Below are 6,961 nucleotides of genomic sequence, written 5' to 3' on the forward strand. Positions count from 1 at the left end.
CCAAAAACACCTTAACTCGGTGTCCTCAAAACCGGCAGCAGCTCAGATCCATCCGATCGGAGGATATTGTCGGTCGCAGCACCGAGTTGCGCCCTGACGATGTGAGTCTTTGCTTGGTGAATATCCATGGCGCCCCCGGACGGGGCAACTTAGTCCTTCAGGACTCAGCAGCACGGCAAAGCCGCTGCTTCGCCAAACAAGCTGGGCCACGTTCGCAGCTGCCGGATGCGTCGACAAGGACGACCTCAATCGGCTCGCTATCAATGCTGCTGAGCGTCTGCTTATTAGGGTGGTAGTAGCGCACGGCTCCGGCGACAGGACGTCCAGCTCAGTCATCGCGTTAACAGCTCCGAGGGCCCACCGGTCTCATTGGTCCAATGGTGCGTCGAACGGGTTCCCCTCCGTCCCGTTCGCATGGTCCCGCAGACCGGTCGCTGGCATTCGCCAGGGCATTGCACCGTATACCAGTCTAATGTAAATGCTCAGTGATCATTTCAAGGAGAACGCGATGCTAAAATGGTGGGTTGCTCCTTTTTCAGGCTTGGTATTGGCAGCCCTTCCCGCAGACCGAGCCGTTTTGGCCGGACCCGCTGAAGATTGCGCCCGTATCGCGGCATCACCGTTCGAGGCGGGTTACGAAAGCCATCCCCAGCGCATCATTGATTTGCAGCGTGCCATCGCCGTCTGTGAGGCGGCACACTCGGCGGCCCCCGGAGATGGGGCAATCGTTGCATGGCTCGGGCGAGCCTATCTCGAAGCGTTCAATGACCGGGCGGCAGTGGCATCCCTCCAAAAGGCAGCGGCGGCGAACCATGCAATAGGGACCGCTCTCTATGCGATTTTTCTCCTCGATAGCCGACACCTAGAAGCGGACCCATCCCGGGCGGTATCGATGCTTCGCCCACTTGCCGAAGCGGGCCTCGCACCAGCGCAACACGGCCTTGGTCGTGCCTATGACTTTGGTTATGGCGTCGGCCCCGACCCGCAGCGGGCGGCCAAGTACTATGGGCTCGCTGCAGACCAGGGCTATTCTCGAGCTCAGGCCGCCTTGTCCTCGCTCTACGAACTGGGTCTGGGCATCGAGCAGGACCATGGCCAGGCCCTGCGATGGGCTCGGAAGGCCGCATCGCAGAACGACCCCTATGGAATTTGGCAGTTGGCCTGGCTGTACGAAAACGGTCTGGGCACGGAACCGGACCGAGTTGAAGCCACGAGGCTTTATCAGCGGGGTGCCGACCTGGGAGATCCGCTGGCCCTCAATCAACTTGGTCACATCTACGCCGAGGGCATGGGTACGAATATTGACGAAGTGCGGGCCATCACACTCTTCTCGCGCGCAGCAGCGGCGGGTGAACCCCTCGCCATCGCCAATCTGGGCCAAATGTATTTGCTGGGAAAGGGCGTTGCAGTCGACCCGGAATATGCCGCCGAACTTTTGCTGAAGGCAGCAGAACTCGGTGAGCCCACTGCGATGGTCTCCTTAGGACATCTCCATGCCATTGGAGAGGGCGTGTCTCTCGATTATGCCGAAGCTCTGCGCTGGACGCGCAAGGCGGCAGACCTGGGAGAGCCGCTGGCGTGGAACAATCTCGGAAACCATTATGAAAAAGGGCTCGGTGTGCCGCGCGACCTGGCCCTGGCCCGGCAATGGTATCAGCGCGCTTTGGATGCCGGTATCGAACTCGCCCGACGAGGGCTTGAAGACGTCACCATCCTCGAAAACACAAGTCGCTAGACGCAGTAACATTTAGGATAAGCAAAAATGCGTACGCTCCCTGTAACACTTGCCATGGTCGCGATATTGCTGTCGCTCCATCCCGTATACGGCTCAGAGATCGATCAAACCAACGATCTTAGATTGCGATGTGGGGTTGGATATCTACTCATTGCGGACATGCCGGAAATGAACAATACGGCCGAAGAGAGTGCAGAGTTCAAGCGTATGTCGGGTTCTCTTCTGAACCATGCCGATACGATCCTCGCACAGCAGGGAATATCCACCGCAGAGCGGGAAGAAATTGGCGAGCGCTATACTCTGGAAATGGACGAAATCCTGCAAAAGGACCTAGAGCTGGGTTTCGACCCAGAAGACTGTATCGATCTGGTGACCGAATCCGATGCCGCCGCTGAAGCAGCAGCGCTCGATGCCGAGATCGACATGTACATGACCTGCGGCGCCGGCTTCCTTGCCGCCGCTCGCGTCAAGCAAGGTGAAGGCGAAACAAAAATTGCAGCGGAGCTCGAAGCGTTGGGCACCCAACTCGCCGGTCGCGGGGATGACCTGATGATTGAGGCTGGATACAACACGGCGGCACGCCATCAAGTCGGCCAACTTTATGGACAGTCCGCAGGAGAAAAGTTCAATGCGGGCGAAGATCTTAAATACGACTGGGACACCTGTGCAGGCCTTGGCCAATAGATCACGCTGGTAGCCGCCGATAGACAGGTAAGCCTCGAGGGCGCATGCGCGTTGACAGGCGGGCGACCAATTGGACGCAGAACAGTTTTCTTCGGGGCGGTCCCTTCGCCGAAGGGTGACTGTGGACGAGGTCGGTGTCCAACATGGAACCGAAAAAACGTCTAGTGAGCCATTTGTGGCCACGCATTGGGGGATAAGGATGCTGGAAGTGGGATTGATAGTCGGCGGTGCTGTACTTCTTGGCGGCGCGTTTTACTTGCGTCGAACGATGCCCTGGCCCTTCAAGTATGAGGGCAGGAGATACCGTCGCATGCCGGACGGAACCTTTCAGGACGTCAGTAAACAAGTAGTTGTCGATGAAGCGCTTATACCGCACCTGCGCAAAGCGTACGAAACCGCGAAATATGGCGACAGGGATATGTCTGATTGGCCGGACGCCGACTAAACCGCAGGGGCGGTTGCCCCTGGCGGCGACAATAAGAGGCACCGGAGTTCGAAACCAGGCCTCCAACTGGGCGTGCCCCCAACTTGCTTTCGCCTGCTCTATTGCCGTATGTGGCTGAGCGCCCGTTGCGCCGTCGCAGTTCGCTCGGAGAGTCCATTGGCGTCCGAAACGTCCCATCCGCCGAGAGCCGACGCCGCCCTTGCTGGCCTGCTCGATCAGGTGACACGGCACATTCACTCCAGCAACCACGCCGCTGACCTCTATCCGGCGCAATGGAGCGCCTTGCGCTATTTTGCCAAGGCGGATCCCCCGCACCGTAGCGCCATATCCCTTGCGCGCTACCAAGGGATCGAGCCCGGCCCGACTACCCGGACGGTGCGAACGCTGATAACCAAGGGACTGCTCAAGGGCGCAGGATCGCTTGGACGTGGCCGTATTCGGCGCGTCGATGTCACCGACAAAGGGCGCGAACTGCTGCTGTCCGATCCCCTGAACATCGTGGTTGAGGCACTAGCAAGCCTTGACGGAGTCCAAAAACGCGCACTTGCAGAGGCGCTTGAACGCATGCTGGTCCGCCTGCAATCGCAGAAGCGGCAGCCTGAAGGTGGCGGCCCGAGCGGCGCAGTTAGCGATTTAGAATAGCCTGAACCAATTGCTCCTCGTCGAAAGGCTTGACGAAGACGCGCTCAGCACCCCAGACCTCGGCTAGTGAAACGGCAGTCTCTACCGTGAAGTCCGGCCCACCGCCCGTCATCGCAAACACTCGCAGTTGGGGAAACTCCGTCGTCAGCAGCTTCATGAGCGAGAGCCCGTCCATGCCGGGCATCCAAATGTCAGTTACCAACACGTCGTAAGGCGCGCTCCTTAGCCGAGCGAGGGAGTCAATTCCGGTTGCTGTAGTCTCGACTTCGAAACCGGCCTGCCGAAGACTGCCGGCGACAGATTCCAGCAGGGGTGCAAAATCGTCGCACACGAGGACCCGGGGCGGATGTTTCATGAGCCGGTGCCTCCTTGGGCGAACGCGATGACCACGGACGTGCCCTGGCCGGACACGGATTCAATGCGGGCCGTCGCGCCCCAGCTTTTCAGCAGCCCGGCCACGACGGAAAGGCCCAGCCCCGTGCCGCCGCTCTGCGGGCGCGTGGTGAAGAACGGCTCAAAGGCGCGCGACGCGACATCGTCGGACATGCCTGAACCGTTGTCGCGCACGACCAAACGGGGGGTGATGCCCCCCTCCAGGATGACCTCGATGACGCCCTCATTGTCTATGGCGCGCATGGCATTGGCCACCAGGTTGGTCAGGACCTGCAACATCTCTCCCGTGTGAATTTCTGGGCATTCCAGCTCGGCAATATCTGCTTTGAGCGCAATGCGAGGCGGCAAAATCGGGCGCACGGTGTCAAGGCTCCGGCGCAAAGCGGTGCTGATCGGCAGGCGGGTGGTGTCCTGATGTTCGACCGCCGTTGTAGAGCGCAGGGATGCCACCATGTCGCGCATGTCTTGGGACAGTTCGATGACCGTGTCCATGAGCCTTACGGTCTCATGGTCGTCCTGGGCGCGGCGCCTGGCCTGTCGCGAGAAACTCATGATGGGGTGCAGGAGGTTATTGATCTCGTGGGCGACATAGGCTGCCAGCTGTCCGAGGGCCGCCATTTTCTCGCGACGTGCCGACTGTTGCAGATGCGCATCCCGCTCAGTCGCGTCAACCAGAGTGCCGGCAAAGCCCGATACCCGCCCGCGCGGATCGCGTGCAAAAGTGCCGCTGATCAGAACCTCCCGGCTCTTGCCGTCATGGTCAAGCACGGCGAGAGCAACATCCCGGAAGGGTTCCCCCTCTTCGAGGCAGCGTCGAACGCGGGCCAACGCCGAGTCACTGTGGCGCGCGACCGCGGCCAGTGACGGCACGAGAGGCTGTCCAACCTCGAGGGAAAGGTCGGCAATTTGTGGACCTTCGAGGTAGGTGATGTCTCCCTGGGCCGTGGTTTCCCAAAAGCTATCTGCGGCGCTATCGGCAAAGTTGCGGAAGCGCGTCTCCATAAGCTCGGCTCGCTGGCGCAGGCGGCGCTCGCGATGCTGCAGGCTGTCTGAGACCAGCACGCCATAACAGAGCAGCGAAGCGGTGGCGCCGACATAGAGTGAGTTGGCGAACAGTACCGAGGCACCAACGCCGGGGAACAGGTCCAGCGCCAGCCGTAGGAACGCCGTGGCTATGGCCGGGGACCAGCCCAGCAGGAATAGAATCGCCCGGGTGCGCGCTCGCCAGAGTGCAACCACTGCGACCGCCAAGCATATTACTAGCGCCAGCATCCCTGCGAAAGCAGAGAATAGGCGCACGAATTGCTCACCCACCAGTGTTTCGCGCGCTGTCTCGGCGGCTAGCAGCCCGAAGCCAATGGCAGCAATGTTGAGAGCGCGATCTAGCCCCTTGGACCAGGACCGGACGTCAAGCCAGTATCGGGTAAAAGTCAGAAGCGCTGCATAGATGAGGATAGTCGCACTGAGGGAGACAAGGCGGGCAACTGTCTCGGCGCCCGGCAAGATGTGCGTATCGAGGATACCCCTGTCGGCGAGCATGTAGCAGGTGAAAGCGACGATGACGCCAACCAGCGATCCGAACAACCTGTCTCGCAAGGTCACGGCCATCACTCCGATATAGACGGCCAACCCCAGCAGCACGCCGGAAAGGATGCCCAGCGTGACTGATTCCATGCTGTAGTCGCCTATCAGCGCCTGCAGGGGGCGCAAGTGGAGCATTGCGCGCATCGAGGAGCCGGTGACGGTGCGCAAGTAGAGTGTCTTACCGGCGATTTCCTCACCCTCAACGGCAAAGATCGGATAGCGCGTGAGGCTCGCCCAATCACCGCGCCGCCATTGCAGCTGCCGGTAACCGTCGATTCGGGGGATAAACAGATCGGTGTCCCGCGCCCGCGTCAGCTCCAGGGAAATTCCGTACTCGCCCGGGTCGAGTGGGGGCACTTCGATGCGGAGCCAGAATGCAGCCGTAGGCGCAGGAGACACGCCGCGGTTGGCAACGTCACCGAAGAAGCTGTCGCCCTGTTCCACGATGTCCTGGAGACCGAACGAACCGTCCGGGTCCACCGCCGACATGATGCGTCCCGCTAGCGCGATTTCGTCCCGTTCTGCGACGGGCCTACCAGATAGCGATACAATATCGTCACGAACCGCCAAGATGAAGATGATGGCAAGGCAGGCCATCAGCACCAGCCAGATCAGCCGCAGGCCCCCTTTGCTGAGCCGCTGCGTTTCGTGAATCCAGTCAGATCTGTAGGCCATGAACGCGGCGCCCTCCTCGCTGCGAAGTACGGCAGTACCCCATGCCTTGGCAGAGCGCCAAACGGTTTGTGGCCTTGCACCGCTGCAATCTGGTCACAATCGCCGACCTTTTAAAAGCTCAGTGATCTTTTTATTTGTGTCTTTGACATAAGGATGCTGAGTTCCCGCTCACCCGAAGGAGTTCAGAATCGTCCAATCGATGCAGCACGCCGATTGCGTCGACGCCGACTTCGATGGGAGGCAATCCGGCGCGCCTGCAGAATCTGGCGCCGGTCAAAAAGACAGCCCGCGACCGATTTCCGGACCAGCGGGGAGGGCTCCAGCAGATCGACCGAACCCCAATAGGGAATGCCGACGGCAATGACCAGAATCAGTCCAGCAGCCTCGATCAGAGTACAGACAACGTTGACCCACATCGATTCCCGGATGCCACCCAGCACCAGACCCGTGAGGATGAGCAGAAATCCTATGGCGATGGCCCAGACGGGCAAAAACGTCAGCTCGAGCAGCGCGCGCAGGTTGACCGCAAAGACCTGGGACTGCGTTGCGATCGATGTGAGGCCGGAACAAGCGACGGCAAGCCCAACCACGAAGCTGAGCAACGGCATGCCGAAAGCCCGCTCCGCCACATAAGCTGCGCCGCCCGCACGCGGATAGCGCGACTCCAGTGAGGCGTAGGACAGGGCGGTTAGCAGAGCCGCGATCATGGCAACGAGAAACGCCAGCCAGACGGCATTGCCGGTCTGGTCGGCAGCATGTGCTGCGCGTCAAACAGGGTGAGACTCAGCGTCAATCAGGATGAG

Annotated in this window: 6 protein-coding genes and 1 pseudogene; 4 read left to right on the forward strand and 3 right to left on the reverse strand. The window is 60.4% G+C overall.

Annotated elements, in window-relative coordinates; translation table 11 throughout:
* The first annotated feature begins 478 nt into the window (after nucleotides 1–478).
* From NIM87_RS18370 to NIM87_RS18380, 4 genes are all read left to right on the forward strand, one after another.
* Entirely contained in the window at nucleotides 479–1,735 is a 1,257-nt protein-coding gene (locus tag NIM87_RS18370; protein WP_254676209.1) for a tetratricopeptide repeat protein, read from the forward strand.
* 27 nt (nucleotides 1,736–1,762) lie between these two features.
* On the forward strand, nucleotides 1,763–2,419 hold the full coding sequence (locus NIM87_RS18375; RefSeq protein ID WP_254676210.1) for a hypothetical protein: 657 nt from the start codon (nucleotides 1,763–1,765) through the stop codon (nucleotides 2,417–2,419).
* Nucleotides 2,420–2,729: 310 nt separating this feature from the next.
* Nucleotides 2,730–2,864 (forward strand): hypothetical protein, encoded by a 135-nt coding sequence (locus tag NIM87_RS18660; protein WP_269468508.1) that lies wholly within the window; start codon nucleotides 2,730–2,732, stop codon nucleotides 2,862–2,864.
* Nucleotides 2,865–3,020: 156 nt separating this feature from the next.
* Nucleotides 3,021–3,506, forward strand: a complete 486-nt coding sequence (locus tag NIM87_RS18380; RefSeq protein ID WP_254676211.1) for a MarR family winged helix-turn-helix transcriptional regulator — start codon at nucleotides 3,021–3,023, stop codon at nucleotides 3,504–3,506.
* On the opposite strand, the gene NIM87_RS18385 is transcribed toward NIM87_RS18380, so the two are convergent.
* The 3 genes and pseudogenes from NIM87_RS18385 to NIM87_RS18395 all read right to left on the reverse strand — a co-directional run.
* The gene (locus NIM87_RS18385) at nucleotides 3,490–3,861 is read right to left on the reverse strand and encodes a response regulator (RefSeq protein ID WP_254676212.1); all 372 of its coding nucleotides are present in this window, start codon (nucleotides 3,859–3,861) and stop codon (nucleotides 3,490–3,492) included. The genes NIM87_RS18380 and NIM87_RS18385 overlap by 17 nt on opposite strands.
* Nucleotides 3,858–6,158 (reverse strand): ATP-binding protein, encoded by a 2,301-nt coding sequence (locus NIM87_RS18390; protein WP_254676213.1) that lies wholly within the window; start codon nucleotides 6,156–6,158, stop codon nucleotides 3,858–3,860. The genes NIM87_RS18385 and NIM87_RS18390 overlap by 4 nt, the downstream gene beginning before the upstream one ends.
* Nucleotides 6,159–6,340: 182 nt before the next feature.
* Nucleotides 6,341–6,892: pseudogene (locus NIM87_RS18395) on the reverse strand (amino acid permease); the annotation flags it as partial.
* Nucleotides 6,893–6,961 lie beyond the last annotated feature (69 nt).

The sequence above is a fragment of the Devosia ureilytica genome, from assembly GCF_024273195.1.
GTDB lineage: Bacteria > Pseudomonadota > Alphaproteobacteria > Rhizobiales > Devosiaceae > Devosia > Devosia ureilytica.

Excerpts from the sequence above, each read along its gene's own strand:
- NIM87_RS18370 (WP_254676209.1), top strand. The coding sequence starts at position 479 with ATGCTCAGTGATCATTTCAAGGAGAACGCGATGCTAAAATGGTGGGTT.
- NIM87_RS18375 (WP_254676210.1), top strand. The coding sequence starts at position 1,763 with ATGCGTACGCTCCCTGTAACACTTGCCATGGTCGCGATATTGCTGTCG.
- NIM87_RS18660 (WP_269468508.1), top strand. The coding sequence starts at position 2,730 with ATGCCGGACGGAACCTTTCAGGACGTCAGTAAACAAGTAGTTGTCGAT.
- NIM87_RS18385 (WP_254676212.1), bottom strand. The coding sequence starts at position 3,861 with ATGAAACATCCGCCCCGGGTCCTCGTGTGCGACGATTTTGCACCCCTG.
- NIM87_RS18390 (WP_254676213.1), bottom strand. The coding sequence starts at position 6,158 with ATGGCCTACAGATCTGACTGGATTCACGAAACGCAGCGGCTCAGCAAA.